The following is a 17,392-nucleotide window of genomic DNA, read 5'->3' on the forward strand; positions in this document are numbered from 1 at the left end:
TTTTCAGGCCAAGGGACAGGATTCATGCTCGATCCGAAACTGCTGCGCGGTGATCTTGACACGGTTGCTCAACAACTGGCCCGCCGGGGCTTTGTGCTTGATAAAGCGGGGCTGCAGGCGTTGGAGTCGCGCCGCCGCGAGCTGCAAACGCAAACCGAGCTGTTGCAAAGCGAGCGTAATACGCGCTCTAAAGCGATTGGTAAAGCGAAGGCAAGCGGTGAAGATATTCAGCCGCTGCTGGATGAGGTCAGCGATTTAGGCGATCGTTTGGACGCTGCCAAGCTAGAGCTGGCCGCTGTGCAGGCCGAATGGGATGATGCGATTAGCGGTATTCCCAACCTGCCACATGACAGCGTGCCGGAAGGTAAGAACGAAGACGATAACGTTGAACTGCACCGCTGGGGTACGCCCCGCGAATTTGATTTTACCGTTTTAGATCACGTTGATTTGGGTAAGCAGTCGGGTTATCTCGATTTTGAACTGGCGGCTAAGATTACCGGTGCTCGCTTTGCAGTGATGCGTGGGCCTATCGCGCGGCTGCACCGTGCATTAGCGCAGTTTATGCTGGACACCCAAACGGAGCAGCACGGTTACGAAGAGTGCTATGTGCCGTATATGGTGAACCGCGATTCGCTGATGGGGACCGGTCAGTTGCCTAAGTTTGGCGAAGACCTATTTAAGCTGGATGATGAGCGCGGGTATCATTTAATTCCTACCTCAGAAGTACCGCTGACGAACTTCGTTCGCGATGAAATTGTTGAGCAGGCGGCACTGCCGATGAAGCTTACGGCGCATACGCCGTGTTTTCGCGCTGAAGCAGGCTCGCACGGTCGCGATACTCGCGGCATGATTCGTCAGCATCAATTCGATAAAGTTGAAATGGTTCAGATTGTAGAACCTGAGAACAGCTATACGGCACTTGAAGAGATGCGTGGCCACGCCGAGGCTATCTTACAGGCGCTAGCATTGCCGTATCGTGTGGTAACGCTGTGTACCGGGGATATGGGGTTTGGTGCGACGAAAACCTACGATTTAGAGGTGTGGCTGCCGAGTCAGGAAACGTATCGGGAGATTTCTTCGATCTCAAACTGCGAGGATTTTCAGGCGCGGCGCATGCAGGCGCGTTATCGCCATCCAGATTCGAAGAAGCCGCAGTTGCTACATACGTTGAACGGTTCAGGGTTGGCAGTAGGGCGCTGCCTGCTGGCGGTGCTTGAAAACCACCAGCAGGCGGATGGCTCGGTAATTATTCCTGAGCCGCTACGTCGCTACCTTGGCGGTTTGGAGCGTCTGGCCCTTTAAGCGCCCACTCAACGCTAACGCCGGCATCAATACGGATGGTGCCGGGGCTGTAGTCACTGGCGCCGCCGGATTGGCTAGCATCGGCAGAAGCACTTTCAGCACGCATCATCATCATGCGCGGTTGGAAAATCGGTGACTGGGTTTCTTCAATGCGCTGCACGTGGTCAAGTTCGGCATCTAAGCTACCTGCCATTAGGTTCGCTTTATGCTGAGCTTTTTCAAGGGCTTTAACCAACGCTTCGTCAGTGGCTGAGTCGCGGTCCTGTAAATCGAACTGAACGCCATCTAGCGCGTTGACGCCAGCAGCGATCAGTGCGTCTAACACTTCGCTTAACTGATCTAGGTCCGTTAGCTCAACGGTGACCGGGCGTTCAAGGCGAGTGCGCTGCAAGGTTTCATGCTCGCCGTCTTCGTTACGCTGCCCTTGAACGTGCTCGGGATAGACATTTAATGAGCCTGCATTGATGGCGCTGCGTTCGAGGCCGGTCGCTTCCATCTGCTCAATTAATTCGCGGGCGCGGGTCTCCAGGCGCTCACGTGCATCGGTTAGTGCGCTACTATCACTTTCTTCTAGAGTGGAAAGCGCGGGAGTATTTTCCCATAGTCGAGCATTAAGCGTCGCTTTGTCAGGTTCTACCTCAACCCATGACTGTGCCTGCACATGCAGGCTGGGTGGCGCTTGGTGAGGGGGCGATGCTTGAGCAAGAGGTGCGCTAAGCAGTGCCACTAGAGCACCGCCTAGCAGGCTGTAACGCAGCCGATTAGAAGCAAATCGTTGAGTTCGTAGGGATGTCGCTATCATATGAAATGTCCTTGCTGTCGGTAGGCTAATGTTAATTATCTTCAATGCTTGGAAACGCATTGGAAAGGAAAGTTCAGTGCTGAAGAATGGATGCAAAACAGTTGCTTATTGCTTGCACGGTTAGTGCATTATCGTGCTGGTAATCACTATGAATATGACAACAGTCTAGGGATGGGTTTATGTCGAAATTATCGGACGAGGATTATCGTACGGTTCCGCTTCATGCCACCTTGGCACTCGCCTCGCTGGTAGTGATCGTTGCGGGAATGAAGGTTGGGTCTGATTTGCTGGTGCCACTGCTGCTGGCAATATTTATTGCCGTCGTATGTACCTCTCCGGTGCAATGGCTACACCGCTGTGGCTTGAGTTTGCGCTTATCGGCTTTTCTCACCTTAATGGTGATGTTGGGGTTTCTTTCGCTTATCGGCTTGCTGGTGGTGAATAGTTTTAGCACTTTTTTGGCCGCGTTGCCGGATATTGAGTCTCGGCTCTACGAGCAGTATTGGAATTTGCTTAATGCACTGTCTGCGCACGGTATGGCCGTTAATCCAGATCAGGTGAACTCAATGTTTGCCATGGATGATGAAGACTCTTGGGTGCCAACCTTGCTAGGAGAGATAGGCAATCTCTTCATGCAAAGCTGTATCGTCGGATTACTAGTCATCTTTATGCTGTTTGAGACGCTCAATTTTCGCGATAAAATCTCGCGAGCGCTTGAAAATCCTGCCCCGAGCTTAAAGCGATTCAGCGAATTTAGCTTAACGTTAAAGCGTTACTTAGCGGTCAAAACCGCGATTAGCCTGACCACTGGGGTGCTGGTTTGGCTTTCATGCGTCATCATTGGCGTCGAGTTTGCATTGCTGTGGGGGGTATTGGCCTTTGCCCTAAACTTCATTCCGAATATCGGTTCTGCGCTAGCGGCTATCCCGCCGGTACTCTTGCTGCTGGTTGCTCAAGATGGCGGTGCTTTTCAGGCAATGCTTTTAGCCTCGGCTTACTTGGTCATCAACTTTGTACTTGGCAACTTGATTGAGCCGCGGGTGATGGGGCAGGCGTTGGGGCTTTCTACCTTTGTCGCATTTTTATCACTGGTAGTATGGGGCTGGATCTTTGGTGCTGCGGGGATGCTGCTCTCAGTGGTGCTTACGATGACATTGAAGATCGCGCTGGATAGTCATCCGCAAACCCGATGGATGGCGCGCTTATTAGGGCCTGGAAAGCGTCGTTTAAAAGATACTAGGGTTAGCGATGCACGGCTGCCGCCATGGAAACGTGAAAAATAGCGTAAAGCGCGAGGGGAAGAGAATGACTACCGCCGACTAGGTCGGCGGCGGTTTCACGTGCTAGGCGCATTCATTAAGCGTTTTGTTCAATGAACTGCGTCAGTTGTGATTTGGATTGTGCGCCAACTAATGAAGCAACTTTGGTGCCAGATTTGAAAAGCATGACGGTAGGAACGCCGCGCACACCTTGCTCAGCGGCAATTTCAGGTGCGTCGTCGACATTGACACTGACCACTTTCAGGCTGTCTTGACGTTCAGCAGCCACTTCATCAACGACCGGGGCCATCACTTTGCACGGCCCACACCACGGCGCCCAGAATTTCATCAGCACAGGCTGTTCAGCGTTGAGGACTTCTTGCTCAAAATTGGCGTTGGTGACATCAACATTATTAGCCATTTGATTCTCCCGTTTGCGTTGCTCTTACTGTTTCGTTGCCTCAAATGGAGCAACGGTCATTACGCGATCAATTGGCGCTCTTTCACAGCGCTTCCTGTTTATCACGATAATCGTGGGCAGATGTTAGCGTTCGCGAAGGTTGCTGGCAAATTTCCTGTGCGGTAAATGATCACAAAAGTAGAAATTAATGAGTGCCTGTCAGGCGATTTTTTTATACTATAAAAGTATTATCAATGTGTTTTTTATTCTATCTGGTATTATGTAGGGCGCTGTCGCCAAGGCGATGACTGAACGCATCGCCGCTGCAGGGTCAGAATGAACGCCCAGGCATGGTCTGTATAGACAACAAATAAGGTGAGGATATGAAGCTACAACAGCTCCGCTATATCTGGGAAGTCAGTCGGCATAACCTGAACGTCTCAGCCACAGCACAAAGCCTATTTACCTCACAGCCAGGTATCTCTAAACAAATTCGTTTATTAGAAGACGAGTTAGGTGTGGAGATTTTTGCCCGTAGCGGTAAGCACCTGACACGAGTGACATCGGGCGGGCAGTCGATTATTGATCTGGCTGGCCAAGTTCTGCGCCTCACGGATAATATCAAGCAGGTGGCCCAAGAGCATAGCGATGAGCGTCGGGGAAGCTTGGCAATCGCGACGACGCATACCCAGGCGCGCTATGCATTGCCGCCGATTATCAGCGAATTCACTTTAAAGTATCCTGATGTGGCACTGCATATGCAGCAGGGTAATCCGAAACAGATCGCGCAAATGGTCAGTGAAGGGCAGGCAGATTTTGCTATTGCCACTGAGTCATTAGAGCTGTTTACCGACTTAGTGCTGCTGCCGTGTTATCGCTGGAATCGCTGTGTACTGGTACCTAAAGGCCATCCGTTAGCAACCCACCAGGGGGCTTTAACGCTTGAAGCGTTGGCTGAGCACCCGTTGGTCACTTACGTTTTTGGCTTTACCGGACGCTCGCAGCTAGACGATGCCTTTAAAGCTAAAGGGCTCTCGCCCAATGTTGTGCTGACGGCGGCAGATGCCGACGTGATTAAAACCTATGTGCGGTTGGGAATGGGGGTCGGAATAGTGGCCCATATGGCGGTCGATGAGGCGATTGATACTGATCTTGTCGCCCTGGATGCCAGCCACTTATTCGCCAGCTCTACAACCAAAATCGGCATTCGTCGCGGTACGTTTATGCGTGGCTACATGTATGACTTTTTACAGCGCTTTGCGCCGCATTTAACCCGTGATCTCGTCGATGAAGCGTTAACGGCAGGTCCACGTCATGAACAATCTTTGTTTGATGACATAGACCTGCCTGAGTATTAATGCTGTAAGTATTTATTCTGTGAATACTAATGCTGTAAGTGCAGTCCGCATTCGCGCTTCTCTTCAACCTTGGTCGGGTCGAAGTAATCGAAGTTGTTGGGTAGGCCATGCGCTTCTAGATACTGGTACATGTCCTTTGCACTCCACTGCAGCAGCGGGGCCACTTTCAATAGGCCATCGCTGTTACGGCTGACCGGCTGCATTTTAGCGCGCTCAGGGGTATCTTCAGCGCGTAGCGCGGTGAACCATACGTCGGGCTGCATTTCACTCAGTGCGCGCTCGAAGGGCTCAAGTTTTACTTCTTGCGTAAAGACCGCGTGGCGCGAGTCATCTATGCCCGGCATGGGGCCATCCAACGCTTCGCGATGGGCGCGGGTACGGCGAGGTAAAAAGCTAATAACCTTTAAATCGAGCTGTTGGATAACCGTATCGGCAAATTGGTACGTGGCCTCGGTGTTATAGCCGCTGTCCATCCATACGATAGGAATGTCGGGGCGCACCTGGCTTACCATATGCAGAATCACCGCCTCAAAGGGGCGAAAGTTAGTGGTGCAGATAGGTCGCGCGCCCTGGGACAGCGCCCATTCAATTAGCCCTTGGGGGTTATTGGCGAAGTCGCGGTTAATCGCTTCAAGCTCTGAGGACATATGGCCTCCTATTCAGGTGTAGAGTCATCGCTGCTAAGCTCATCAGCCGCTAGGCTATCAAATTCAAGTCAGGTTCCCCCAATACCGTTTGGTTAGGCTTTTATATTCCTTTTTGATATTTTATTTGCGTTGCTTATTCCAAAGCCTCGATGAGGTGACGGATTTTATCCAAGGTCTCGGTATACTCCTCGTCGGCTTGAGAGTCGGCCACTAATCCTCCACCACCCCATACGTGTAGTTTCCCAGCCTCTGCCACCATTGTGCGGATAGCGATAGACGTATCCATGCTGCCGCGCACATCCACGTAGCCCAAGCTGCCACAGTAGACGCTTCTCTTGCAGGGCTCTAACTCGTCGATGATTTGCATGGCGCGAATTTTCGGTGCGCCGGTAATTGAGCCACCGGGAAAGGCGGCTTTGAGCAGCGTCAGAGGGTTACAGTCATCGGCTAACGTTCCCTGCACCACGCTGACCAAATGGTGAACGTTAGGATAGCTCTCTAAATGACATAGTTGCGGCACGCGAATAGAGCCTGGTAGACACACGCGGCCTAGGTCGTTGCGGAGTAGATCGACAATCATGACATTTTCAGCGCGATCTTTGCGGCTGCTCAGAAGCTGCTCAGCTAGCGCCTTATCCTCGTCAGGCGTTTGACCACGAGGACGAGTGCCCTTAATCGGGCGTGTTTCCACTTGACCATCGCGGCTTTGAATAAAGCGTTCAGGCGAAAGTGACAGCACGGCTTTGTCATTCCAGGTCATAAAGCCTGAAAAAGGCGTTGGTGTTGCTTTTCGCAACAAAAGGTACGCCTGCCATTCATCCCCTTGATAGTCAGCATAAAAGCGCTGAGCCAGATTGATTTGATAGCAGTCGCCTGCGCGAATATAGCGCTGAACGGCATCAAAGCGCGTGACGTACTCGGCATGGCTCTGCTCAGCCTTAAATGTGCTGCTCAATGTAAAAACGCTGTCTTGCATTGGCTCTTGAGCAAGCCAGCTTTCTACTTCCTTACGGCGCTCTGGTGTGGCTATTAACCATGCCTGTTGGGCTACGTGGTCAAACGTGATGCACCAGTCGTAAAGCCCTAGGCGCGCCTGGGGTAGTGATACAGCGCTGGCTTTCAGGCCCGAGATAGACAGCGTATTACGGCCTAAGTCATAGCTCCAGTAGCCAATCAGGCCACCCAGGAAAGGTAGCTCACTAGGCTGATTAGGGATTGCAAGCTGATCTAATAGCCACTGCTGATGTGCGAACGCATCGTTGGCCAACTGAGCCGGAGGGCTAAGCTGGTTGGATTCCACGCTCACTATGCCATCGCCGCTCACTTCAAGGGTGGCGAGGGGGTCGCTGCTAAGAATGTCGAAGCGGCCGCTGGCGATAGGTCGGCCGCTATCGAGCAGAACGGCGCTAGGGCGTTTGCGCAGGCAGGCGAATGCACCTAAAGGGTCGGTCGAATAGGGCAGGGCAGTAATCGTTAATGCCTTGATCATGAAGCAAACGCCTAACCAGTTAAGAGGGGCGTGACATTTTAGAGGGGCTTGCCAAATGACGCCAGCGCTAGGCTTCGACGCCTTTTTCACGCACTGGCGAGTTCAAGCAAAAAAGGCGGTGTCACGGTAGTGTGTTTAAAATGGCGCGATTGTTGACAAGTCTGTTTCGGATAAGTCTATTTGTACGACGAAAGACGCATAAAATCGGCTGGCTCGCCTGGTTGACGGTGCAGTTTGCACGCGCTAGAGTTTGTTTACTTTTCAATTGTCGACAATTATCTATGGCAACACTTACTTCTCATTCCTCTGCCGCCGCTGCTGCGCTATCTGAAACGGCGGGCGAACAGGGCGCTCCTTTCGCAATCGCCGCTTCAACTGCAACGTTGCCGGAAGTTCGTACCCTTGCAGAGCGGGTATTTCACCAGCTTCAGGATGCCATTGTGCGTGGTGAACTGGCACCAGGCAGTAAAATTACCGAGCCCGGGCTTTCGAAAACTTACGGTATCTCACGCGGACCGCTACGCGAGGCGATGCGGCGCTTAGAGGCACACCGTTTAATTGAACGCGTTCCTCACGTGGGCGCGCGCGTGGTTCAGCTTTCCATGAAAGAGCTTTTAGAGCTTTTTGATCTGCGCGAAGCGTTGGAAAGTATGGCCGCTAGGCTAGCCGCTGAGCATATGTCAGCAGCAGAGGTTCAAGGCTTGCGTGATGTGTTGGCGCTACATGAAGGTCAAGCCGATCTGCAACGAGGCGAGGCCTATTATCAACGTGAAGGTGACCTTGATTTTCACTACTGCATCGTTCAGGGCAGCCACAATAAAATGCTGATGAACCTTCTGTGCGATGACCTCTACTATTTAGTGCGCCTGTATCGCACCCAGTTTAGTGCCAGCGGCACCCGCCCGCAGCGCGCTTTTGTGGAACACCACCGTATTGTAGATGCTATCGAAGCAGGCGATGCGGAGCTAGCAGAGCTGCTGATGCGCCGCCATGTAAGCGCTTCTCGAGCCAATGTGGCTGACCGCTATGCAGCAGCCCTAGAACAGTCCACATCTACATTGCAGCGTTAAAAATAGCTAACAATAACGACACATTAAATAGGAGAAATGTTCCATGTTACAGATGACTCCCGGCGCTCGTTTCCGCGCCGCGCTTGAAGCCAATCGCCCGCTGCCCATTTTAGGCACCATCAATGCATACACTGCGCTGATGGCGGATAAAGTGGGCCACCAGGCGATTTATCTTTCCGGTGGTGGCGTTGCTAATGCTTCTTTCGGCCTTCCAGACCTGGGTATGACCACCATGAACGACGTGGTCGAAGATGCTCACCGGATCTGCGGCGCTACTGAACTGCCGCTGCTGGTAGACATCGATACAGGCTGGGGAGGCGCTTTTAATATTGCGCGCACGGTTAAAGAGATGCAGCGTGCAGGCGTTGCTGCCATTCACATGGAAGATCAGGTCGCTCAGAAGCGCTGTGGTCACCGCCCGAATAAGGCAATTGTGTCTCAGCAGGAAATGGTGGACCGCATCAAGGCTGCCGCCGATGCCAAAATCGATTCCAATTTTTATTTGATTGCGCGCACCGATGCGTTTCAAAAAGAGGGCCTGGATGCGGCCATTGAGCGCGCAAATGCCTGTATTGAAGCCGGCGCTGACGCGATCTTCGCTGAGGCGGTACACACGCTGGATGATTACAAAGCTTTCTGTGAACGCGTCAACGCGCCCATTTTAGCCAATATCACCGAGTTCGGCGCCACGCCGCTATTCACGCAAACGGAGCTGGGCGATGTCGGCTGCCGCATGGTGCTCTATCCACTTTCTGCGTTTCGCGCCATGAATGCGGCGGCGCTGCAGGTGTATCAAAGTATTCTGGATAACGGCCACCAAAAAGAGGTGGTGCCACTGATGCAGACTCGCGACGAGCTTTACGATTTTCTGAATTACCACGATTTTGAGCAGAAGCTGGATGCGTTATTCGTTGAGCAAGGCGATGGCCAATAAGCGTTACACCAGGGTCGTGAGCCCAAGGTAATCGCTTACTGCGCGCTCACAAGATACCTCCATAAAATTCTCAAAATAAAAGTAGCGATAGGAGACACACCATGGCTGATAAACCCGTGACAGGTGCAGGACTACGTGGTCAGAGCGCTGGCAGTACTGCGCTATGCACGGTAGGTAAAACAGGCTCGGGCCTGACCTACCGTGGATTTGATATCAAAGAGCTGGCTGAAAAAGCCAAATTTGAAGAAGTGGCTTACCTGCTGCTAAAGGGAAAACTGCCCAAGCAAGCCGAGCTGAGTGAGTACATTAGCAAGCTGAAAAGCCTGCGTGGGCTACCCGATGCGCTTAAGACCGTGCTCGAGCAGATTCCCAAAGATGCGCATCCTATGGATGTGATGCGCACAGGTACCTCAATGCTGGGCAATCTGGAAACCGAGGAGAGCTTCGATCAGCAGCAGGATGTCTCAGACCGCCTGTTAGCGGTGCTGCCCTCTATCATTTGCTACTGGTATCGTTTCTCCCACGACGGCGTGCGCATCGATACTGAAACCGACGATAACTCCGTAGGCGGTCATTTTCTCAATATGCTGCGCGGTAAACCGGCCTCTGAGCTGCATGCGCGAGTAATGAACGTATCGCTGATTCTATATGCCGAGCATGAATTTAATGCCTCTACCTTTACGGCTCGTGTGTGTGCCTCAACGCTTTCTGATATGCATTCCTGCGTAACCGGGGCGATTGGTTCGCTGCGTGGCCCGCTGCATGGCGGTGCGAATGAAGCCGCCATGGCGATGATTGAGGATTGGCAGTCGCCGGAAGAGGCGGAAACTAAGATCCTGGGCATGCTTGAGCGCAAAGACAAGATCATGGGCTTTGGGCATGCGATTTATCGTGAGTCTGACCCTCGCAACGCGATTATCAAGCACTGGTCGAAAAAGCTCTCTGACGATGTGGGCGATGATGTCCTGTACGCCGTTTCCGAGCGTGTTGAAGCGGTGATGTGGCGCGAGAAGAAGCTGTTCTGTAATGCTGATTTTTTCCACGCTAGCGCTTATCACTTTATGGATATTCCCACCAAACTGTTCACGCCGATTTTTGTCATGTCGCGCGTCACCGGCTGGGCGGCCCACGTGTTTGAACAGCGCGCTAACAATCGCATAATCCGTCCGAGCGCTGATTATACGGGCCCTGAGAAGAGTGAGTGGGTGCCGATTGAAGCACGTCGCTAGTCGACTAAGCTCAGCTTACTGTTCATTCACCTAGCGACATTAACTAGCTATATCAGGCTAGCTGTCCGGCAGCTTTGGCTGCCGGCGTTGTTTTTTTCTCCCCTCGCTTGCTATGAGTGCGTCTGCTATGAATACCGATTACCGAAAACCGCTGCCTGGCACCGAGCTTGAGTTCTTTGATGCTCGCGAGGCGGTTGAAGATATCCAGCCCGGTGCCTATGCACAGCTGCCTTATACCTCCCGCGTGCTGGCTGAGCAGCTGGTACGCCGCTGCAATCCTGAACTACTGACCGATGCACTCAAGCAGTTGATTGAGCGCAAGAGTGACCTGGATTTTCCTTGGTACCCAGCCCGCGTGGTTTGCCATGACATCCTCGGCCAGACTGCCTTGGTCGATTTAGCCGGGCTGCGCGATGCCATTGCCGAGAGGGGCGGTGATCCCGCCAAGGTGAACCCCGTTGTACCGACACAGCTAATTGTTGACCACTCGTTGGCAGTGGAGCACGCAGGATCAGAAGAAGGCGCCTTTGAAAAAAATAGAGCGATTGAAGATCGTCGTAACGACGATCGCTTCCACTTTATTAACTGGACTAAGACAGCCTTTGAAAATGTCGATGTCATCCCGCCGGGTAATGGCATCATGCATCAGATTAATTTGGAAAAAATGTCGCCGGTGGTGCAGAACCGCGATGGCATTGCCTATCCAGATACCTGTGTGGGCACCGACAGCCACACGCCGATGGTGGATGCGCTGGGCGTGATCTCAGTGGGTGTAGGTGGGTTGGAGGCCGAAAGCGTCATGCTGGGTCGAGCATCCATGATGCGCCTACCGGATATTGTGGGCGTAGAGTTAACCGGTAAGCTGCAGCCGGGTATAACCGGCACGGATATGGTGCTGGCGATTACCGAATTTCTGCGCAAACAGCGGGTAGTGGGGGCCTACTTAGAATTTTATGGCGAAGGGGCTGATGCGCTGACCGTGGGCGATCGCGCCACAATTTCGAATATGACGCCTGAGTACGGTGCCACGGCGGCGATGTTCTATATCGACGGCCAAACCATCGATTATTTGAAGCTTACCGGGCGTGAAGATGATCAGGTGGCGCTGGTAGAAACCTATGCCAAACACACCGGCTTATGGGCAGACAGTCTAGCTGGCGTTACCTACGAGCGAGTGCTGACCTTTGATCTTTCTTCTGTACATCGCACCCTAGCGGGGCCGTCTAATCCTCACGCTCACCTACCCACCTCAGAGCTTGTTGAACGTGGTATTGCCGTAGGGCTTGATGCCGCACGTGAAGAAGAGAAAGCCGGCAAGATGCCTGATGGCGCGGTTATTATCGCCGCTATCACCAGCTGCACCAATACGTCTAACCCGCGTAACATGGTGGCGGCAGGGCTGATTGCTCGCAACGCCAATCGACTGGGCTTATTGCGCAAGCCGTGGGTAAAGTCATCGCTGGCGCCGGGCTCGAAAACCGTCAAGATGTACCTGGAAGAAGCTGGCTTAATGAGTGAGCTGGAAACTCTCGGCTTCGGCGTCGTTGCCTACGCTTGTACCACCTGCAACGGGATGTCCGGGGCGCTTGATCCGACTATTCAGCAGGAAATTATTGATCGCGACCTCTATGCGACTGCCGTTCTTTCCGGCAACCGCAATTTCGATGGTCGCATTCATCCTCATGCCCAGCAGGCTTTTTTAGCATCACCGCCGCTGGTCGTCGCCTACGCTATTGCGGGCACAATACGCTTTGATATCGAAAAGGATGTGCTGGGTATCGACCAAGCAGGTAATCCCGTTACCTTGAAAGACATATGGCCGGCCGATGAAGAGATCGACGCCATTGTCAAGGCCGCGGTGAAGCCCGAACAGTTCCGGCAGACCTATATTCCCATGTTTGACCTGGACAAAAGCGCCCGTACCCTGGTGAGCCCGCTTTACGACTGGCGCCCTGAGAGCACCTATATCCGCCGCCCGCCGTATTGGGAGGGCAACATGGCCAAAGAGCGCACGCTTAAGGGCATGCGCCCATTGGCAATCTTGCCTGACAATATCACCACCGATCACCTGTCGCCCTCTAACGCTATTCAGTTGAACAGCGCTGCGGGCGAGTATCTGGCCAAAATGGGCCTGCCTGAGGAAGACTTCAATTCCTACGCCACTCACCGCGGTGATCATCTAACCGCCCAGCGCGCCACTTTCGCTAATCCTAAGCTGTTTAATGAGATGGTGCGCGCGGCTGATGGCAGCGTAAAGCAGGGTTCGCTGGCGCGAGTTGAGCCCGAAGGTGAGGTGACCCGCATGTGGGAAGCCATCGAAACCTATATGGCGCGCAAACAGCCGTTAATTATTATTGCCGGCGCGGATTACGGGCAGGGGTCTTCGCGGGATTGGGCGGCCAAAGGCGTTGCGCTGGCGGGCGTCGAAGCGATTGCCGCCGAAGGCTTTGAGCGTATTCACCGCACTAATTTAATTGGTATGGGCGTAATGCCTCTGGAGTTTGAAGCGGGCACCACGCGTATGACGCTGGGTTTAGATGGCACTGAAATATTTGATGTCGAAGGAGCGGCAGCGCCCGGTGCGATGCTCACGCTGGTCATTCATCGAAAAAATGGTGAAAGCGAGCGTGTGGCGATGAAGTGTCGCCTAGATACCGCGGAAGAAGTATCGATTTACACCGCCGGCGGCGTCTTACAGCGCTTTGCCCAGGACTTTCTTGAATCAACTGCCGCTTAGCTTTTAGGAGATAGCATTATGGCCAGTACGCCACAAATAAAAATACCGGCGACCTACATGCGTGGAGGCACCAGTAAAGGCGTGTTTTTTAAGCTCAGCGATTTACCTAGCGTGGCGCAGAAAGCCGGGCCCGAGCGGGACCGGCTATTGCTGCGAGTGATTGGCAGTCCCGACCCTTATGAAAAGCAAATTGATGGAATGGGAGGCGCAACGTCGAGTACCAGCAAAACGGTGATTCTATCTAAAAGTGAGTCTTCCGAGCACGATGTGGACTACCTCTTTGGGCAAGTTTCAATCGATAAACCGGTGGTTGACTGGAGCGGCAACTGCGGCAATCTTTCGGCGGCAGTAGGTCCCTTCGCGATTGCCAATGGCCTGGTGGAGGCTGCCCGCATTCCAGAAAACGGTTTGGCTGAGGTGCGAATTTGGCAGGCCAATATTCAGAAAACTATCGTGTCTCAGGTGCCTATTGTGAATGGGCAGGTGCAGGAAACCGGTGACTTTGAACTCGATGGCGTGACTTTCCCTGCTGCTGAAATTGCGGTGGCCTTTATGGACCCCGCTGATGGTGAAGGGGCGATTTTTCCTACGGGCAATCTTATTGATGATCTGGATGTGCCAGGCGTGGGCAAGTTAAAAGCCACGCTGATCAATGCAGGCATTCCTACGGTGTTTATCAATGCGGCAGACGTTGGATATACCGGGGCAGAGCTGCAGGATGTGATTAATAGCGATAGCCGCGCGCTTAAAATGTTTGAAGCCATTCGTGCTTACGGCGCCGTACGTATGGGGCTGATCAACGATGTGAGTGAAGCTGCCCATCGACAGCACACGCCGAAAGTGGCGTTTATTGGGCCCCCTGTAGATTACGTCTCCTCTAGTGGGAAGCCTGTGCAGGCCGCCGATATTGACTTGCTGGTGAGGGCGTTCTCGATGGGTAAGCTGCACCATGCCATGATGGGTACCGCTGCGGTGGCCATTGCGGCGGCTGCCGCCATTGAGGGCACGCTGGTTAATCTGGCCGCTGGAGGTGATAAGCGTCAGGCGGTTACCTTTGGCCATCCTTCGGGCAGTTTGCGTGTTGGCGCTGAAGCCAATCTGGTTGACGGACGCTGGCAGATTGATCAGGCCATCATGAGCCGTAGCGCGCGGGTACTGATGGAGGGCGTCGTGAGAATTCCCGGTGACAGCTTTTAGGCCATACTGAATAGGCGGTTATCCATTAGGAGAGCACTATGTCCACTAGAGCACCCGCAACATCCGAAGCCAATGAGCGCCCGGACTATGATCCTGAGCTACAGGCTATTGCCGACTACGTATTGAATTATCAGGTAGCCTCTTCTGAGGCCCTGGAAACAGCGCGTTACTGCCTGATGGACACGCTAGGTTGTGGGCTGCTAGCGCTACGCTTTCCTGAATGCACGAAGCATCTGGGGTCCATTGTTGAAGGCACTATGGTGCCATTTGGATCTCGAGTGCCGGGCACCTCGCTACGCTTAGACCCGGTTAAGGCAGCGTGGGATATCGGCTGTATTATCCGCTGGTTGGACTACAACGACACTTGGCTAGCCGCCGAGTGGGGTCACCCTTCCGATAACCTTGGCGCAATACTCGCCGTTGCCGATCACCTTTCCCAGCGGCGGGTTGCTCAAGGCGAAGCGGCCCTGGTGATGCGCGATGTGCTCAATGCCATGGTCATGGCCCATGAGATACAGGGCGTGTTGGCGTTGGATAATAGCTTTAATCGCGTGGGGTTAGATCACGTGGTGTTAGTGAAGGTGGCGTCTACCGCGGTGGCCGCCAAGCTTTCCGGAGCCAATCGAGAGCAGATGCTTTCAGCGCTTTCTCATGCCTGGGCCGATGGCCAAAGTCTGCGAACGTATCGTCATGCGCCGAACGCGGGTTCACGTAAAAGCTGGGCGGCCGGCGATGCTACCTCGCGAGGCGTACGCTTGGCTGATATCGCCTTGCGGGGTGAAATGGGCATTCCCAGTGTGCTCTCGGCACCGCAATGGGGCTTCTACGATGTACTGTTTAGCCATGCCAATAAAGATCTAAGCCTGAAGCCAGCGGCTGAGCGGCGTTTTCAGTTTCAGCGCGAATTCGGCAGCTATGTGATGGAAAATATCTTATTCAAGATTTCTTTTCCCGCCGAGTTCCACGCGCAAACGGCTTGCGAGGCTGCCGTGGCGTTACACCCGCAGGTTAAAAATCGCTTGGCCGATATTGATAAAATTGTGCTTACCACGCACGACTCGGCGATTAGAATTATCTCCAAAACCGGCACGCTAGCTAATCCCGCGGATCGTGATCACTGCTTGCAATACATGACCGCAGTCCCGCTTATCTTCGGCGCACTTAGTGCTGAACACTATGAAGATAGTTTCCATGTGGCGAACCCGTTGATTGATGAATTGCGCAGTAAAATGCAGGTAAAAGAGAACCCTGAGTATTCGGCCGATTATTATGATCCGGAAAAACGTTCGATCGCTAACGCCGTGCAGGTTTTTTTCACCGATGGAAGCGCAACTGATAACGTTGCCGTGGAATACCCGGTTGGCCATCGGCGTCGGCGGGAAGAGGGGATGCCGCTACTGATCGATAAGTTTAAACATCACCTGGCGACGCGGTTTGCAAAAGATCGCTGCCATAAAATTGCGCAGTTATGCAGCGATCAGATAGCGCTGGAGCAGCTGCCGGTTCATAAGTTTATGGATGCGTGGATGATATAAGTGCCGCTATCAATAATGCCCGGCGCGTCTCGGCGCTACCGGGCAGCTATTTATCAGGGCTAGTTTATTAGAGCTGATTCATTAGAGTTAGCTCATCAGAACTAGGTTCATCAGGACTATTGTTTCAATCTTCAAAGGTTACTTGGTCGCGCATGCGATCAACGGTGGCTGATCCAATGCCGCTTACGCGAGTAAGGTCGTCCGCGCTATCAAACGCACCGCTGGCTTGACGTTCTTCAATGATGGCCTCTGCTCTGCTTGGGCCAACGCCCGGCAGCTCTGCCAGCAGCTCAGCGTCGGCAGTGTTAACATTGATGGGGGCCAGTTGCTGCGCTAGAACGTTGCTTGAAAGTCCTAAACTGACGCTTAGCAGTAGTGCTACTAACATTCCTTTAAGTGTCATGTTCATCTTGTGATCCTTTTAATAACGGTTGTTAATGAAATTTTTTAATAAATAGTGCCGGCGCCATGTAATAAAGAGCTTTACCGTTGTAAACAATAAATATCATCTCAATAAACGTCGCGCCATAGTTAACTTAGCGCTATATGTTGAGTGATTATGTCAGCGATGTGTGACAGCAGTTGTAAGTTTTTCGCTACGGGAATATGGCAAATGGCTTACAAACTCAGGGCGCGAGAAGAGGGGGGAGGCTGATATAATGGCTGAAAACGTATTTGGAGCAACGTTGTGGCCACTGATTCCCCGATTATTATTGCGCTAGACTATCCCTCGTTAGATGCTGCTTTGTGCATGGCTGACCAGTTAGATCCTGCCCGCTGCCGGGTGAAAGTCGGTAAAGAGCTGTTTACGCGCAGTGGGCCTGCGGTGCTTGATGCTCTACACGGGCGCGGTTTTGAAGTGTTTCTGGATCTTAAGTTTCACGATATCCCTAACACCGTGGCGAGTGCCGTACAGGCGGCTGCGGAGCAGGGCGTGTGGATGGTCAATGTGCACGCCAGCGGTGGCCGGCGGATGATGGAAGCGGCCGTCCAGCGTTTAGAGCAACAGCATTTAACGACTCACCTGATTGCCGTTACTGTATTAACCAGTATGCAGGCCGATGATTTGGCCGATATCGGTATCAATATCTCGGTCAAGGAGCACGTAGAGCGCTTAGCACTGCTGGCGCAACACAGCGGCCTTCAAGGTGTTGTGTGTTCGGCACAGGAGTCTGCTGACATTCAAACGCTGTGCGGCGATGCCTTCTTGAAAGTGACGCCTGGCATTCGACCTACGTTTGCATCGGTTGATGACCAGCAGCGGATCATGACGCCTAGCGCAGCTATTGAAGCAGGCAGCACGCACTTGGTTATCGGCCGTCCTATCACGCAAGCTGATGATCCTATGGCCGCGCTACATATGGTTGAAGAGGAGTTGGGTCAGCGCTAAGTCAAAGCAAGTGCACAGGTGGGTTAGGAGGTGGAAGTGGCTA

At 53.1% G+C, this 17,392-nt stretch carries 15 protein-coding genes; 10 read left to right on the forward strand and 5 right to left on the reverse strand.

Translation table 11 applies throughout. From position 1 onward, the window contains the following. Nucleotides 1–24: 24 nt before the first annotated feature. Nucleotides 25–1,302: a serine--tRNA ligase gene (serS, locus tag ACT3TF_RS03030; protein ID WP_444625367.1), complete on the forward strand. Its 1,278-nt coding sequence runs from the start codon at nt 25–27 to the stop codon at nt 1,300–1,302. On the opposite strand, the gene ACT3TF_RS03035 is transcribed toward serS, so the two are convergent. Then, nucleotides 1,247–2,104 (reverse strand): SIMPL domain-containing protein, encoded by an 858-nt coding sequence (locus ACT3TF_RS03035; protein ID WP_441684222.1) that lies wholly within the window; start codon nt 2,102–2,104, stop codon nt 1,247–1,249. The two genes, serS and ACT3TF_RS03035, sit on opposite strands and share 56 nt — an antisense overlap. Before the next feature lie 179 nt (nt 2,105–2,283). Here ACT3TF_RS03035 and ACT3TF_RS03040 point away from each other — a divergent pair, with 179 nt between their 5' ends. After that, complete coding sequence (locus ACT3TF_RS03040; RefSeq protein ID WP_441684221.1) at nt 2,284–3,387, forward strand: AI-2E family transporter; 1,104 nt, start codon at nt 2,284–2,286, stop codon at nt 3,385–3,387. Nucleotides 3,388–3,460: 73 nt separating this feature from the next. On the opposite strand, the gene trxA is transcribed toward ACT3TF_RS03040, so the two are convergent. Beyond that, nucleotides 3,461–3,784, reverse strand: coding sequence for a thioredoxin (gene trxA, locus ACT3TF_RS03045; RefSeq protein ID WP_096279135.1), 324 nt, complete (start codon nt 3,782–3,784; stop codon nt 3,461–3,463). A 362-nt stretch (nt 3,785–4,146) separates the two neighbouring features. On the opposite strand from trxA, the gene cysB reads away from it, so the two are divergent. Continuing rightward, nucleotides 4,147–5,121 (forward strand): HTH-type transcriptional regulator CysB, encoded by a 975-nt coding sequence (cysB, locus tag ACT3TF_RS03050; protein ID WP_444625370.1) that lies wholly within the window; start codon nt 4,147–4,149, stop codon nt 5,119–5,121. A gap of 26 nt (nt 5,122–5,147) precedes the next feature. On the opposite strand, the gene ACT3TF_RS03055 is transcribed toward cysB, so the two are convergent. Further along, complete coding sequence (locus ACT3TF_RS03055) at nt 5,148–5,768, reverse strand: phosphoadenosine phosphosulfate reductase domain-containing protein (protein WP_096279139.1); 621 nt, start codon at nt 5,766–5,768, stop codon at nt 5,148–5,150. Between the two features lie 133 nt (nt 5,769–5,901). Next, nucleotides 5,902–7,257 (reverse strand): aminodeoxychorismate synthase component I, encoded by a 1,356-nt coding sequence (gene pabB / locus ACT3TF_RS03060; RefSeq protein ID WP_444671544.1) that lies wholly within the window; start codon nt 7,255–7,257, stop codon nt 5,902–5,904. Between the two features lie 281 nt (nt 7,258–7,538). Here pabB and ACT3TF_RS03065 point away from each other — a divergent pair, with 281 nt between their 5' ends. The 6 genes from ACT3TF_RS03065 to ACT3TF_RS03090 all read left to right on the forward strand — a co-directional run bounded on the left by ACT3TF_RS03065 (nt 7,539) and on the right by ACT3TF_RS03090 (nt 15,959). Next, complete coding sequence (locus ACT3TF_RS03065) at nt 7,539–8,327, forward strand: GntR family transcriptional regulator (protein ID WP_441684218.1); 789 nt, start codon at nt 7,539–7,541, stop codon at nt 8,325–8,327. 43 nt (nt 8,328–8,370) lie between these two features. Further along, on the forward strand, nt 8,371–9,261 hold the full coding sequence (gene prpB, locus ACT3TF_RS03070; RefSeq protein WP_444671545.1) for a methylisocitrate lyase: 891 nt from the start codon (nt 8,371–8,373) through the stop codon (nt 9,259–9,261). Between the two features lie 101 nt (nt 9,262–9,362). After that, complete coding sequence (gene prpC, locus ACT3TF_RS03075) at nt 9,363–10,490, forward strand: bifunctional 2-methylcitrate synthase/citrate synthase (RefSeq protein WP_444671546.1); 1,128 nt, start codon at nt 9,363–9,365, stop codon at nt 10,488–10,490. A gap of 127 nt (nt 10,491–10,617) precedes the next feature. Beyond that, on the forward strand, nt 10,618–13,227 hold the full coding sequence (gene acnD / locus ACT3TF_RS03080) for a Fe/S-dependent 2-methylisocitrate dehydratase AcnD (protein WP_444671548.1): 2,610 nt from the start codon (nt 10,618–10,620) through the stop codon (nt 13,225–13,227). Between the two features lie 18 nt (nt 13,228–13,245). Beyond that, a complete protein-coding gene (prpF, locus tag ACT3TF_RS03085) occupies nt 13,246–14,424 on the forward strand; it encodes a 2-methylaconitate cis-trans isomerase PrpF (protein WP_444671549.1) in 1,179 nt (392 codons plus the stop codon). A gap of 38 nt (nt 14,425–14,462) precedes the next feature. Next, nucleotides 14,463–15,959 (forward strand): bifunctional 2-methylcitrate dehydratase/aconitate hydratase, encoded by a 1,497-nt coding sequence (locus ACT3TF_RS03090; protein WP_444671550.1) that lies wholly within the window; start codon nt 14,463–14,465, stop codon nt 15,957–15,959. A 124-nt stretch (nt 15,960–16,083) separates the two neighbouring features. On the opposite strand, the gene ACT3TF_RS03095 is transcribed toward ACT3TF_RS03090, so the two are convergent. After that, nucleotides 16,084–16,368 carry a ComEA family DNA-binding protein gene (locus ACT3TF_RS03095; protein ID WP_096279154.1) on the reverse strand — a complete coding sequence of 95 codons (285 nt, stop codon included), beginning with the start codon at nt 16,366–16,368 and terminating at the stop codon, nt 16,084–16,086. Nucleotides 16,369–16,647: 279 nt separating this feature from the next. On the opposite strand from ACT3TF_RS03095, the gene pyrF reads away from it, so the two are divergent. Next, entirely contained in the window at nt 16,648–17,349 is a 702-nt protein-coding gene (gene pyrF / locus ACT3TF_RS03100; RefSeq protein WP_096279156.1) for an orotidine-5'-phosphate decarboxylase, read from the forward strand. Nucleotides 17,350–17,392: the final 43 nt, after the last annotated feature.

It is taken from the genome of Halomonas sp. AOP25-F1-15 (genome assembly GCF_052378675.1).
GTDB lineage: Bacteria > Pseudomonadota > Gammaproteobacteria > Pseudomonadales > Halomonadaceae > Vreelandella > Vreelandella casei.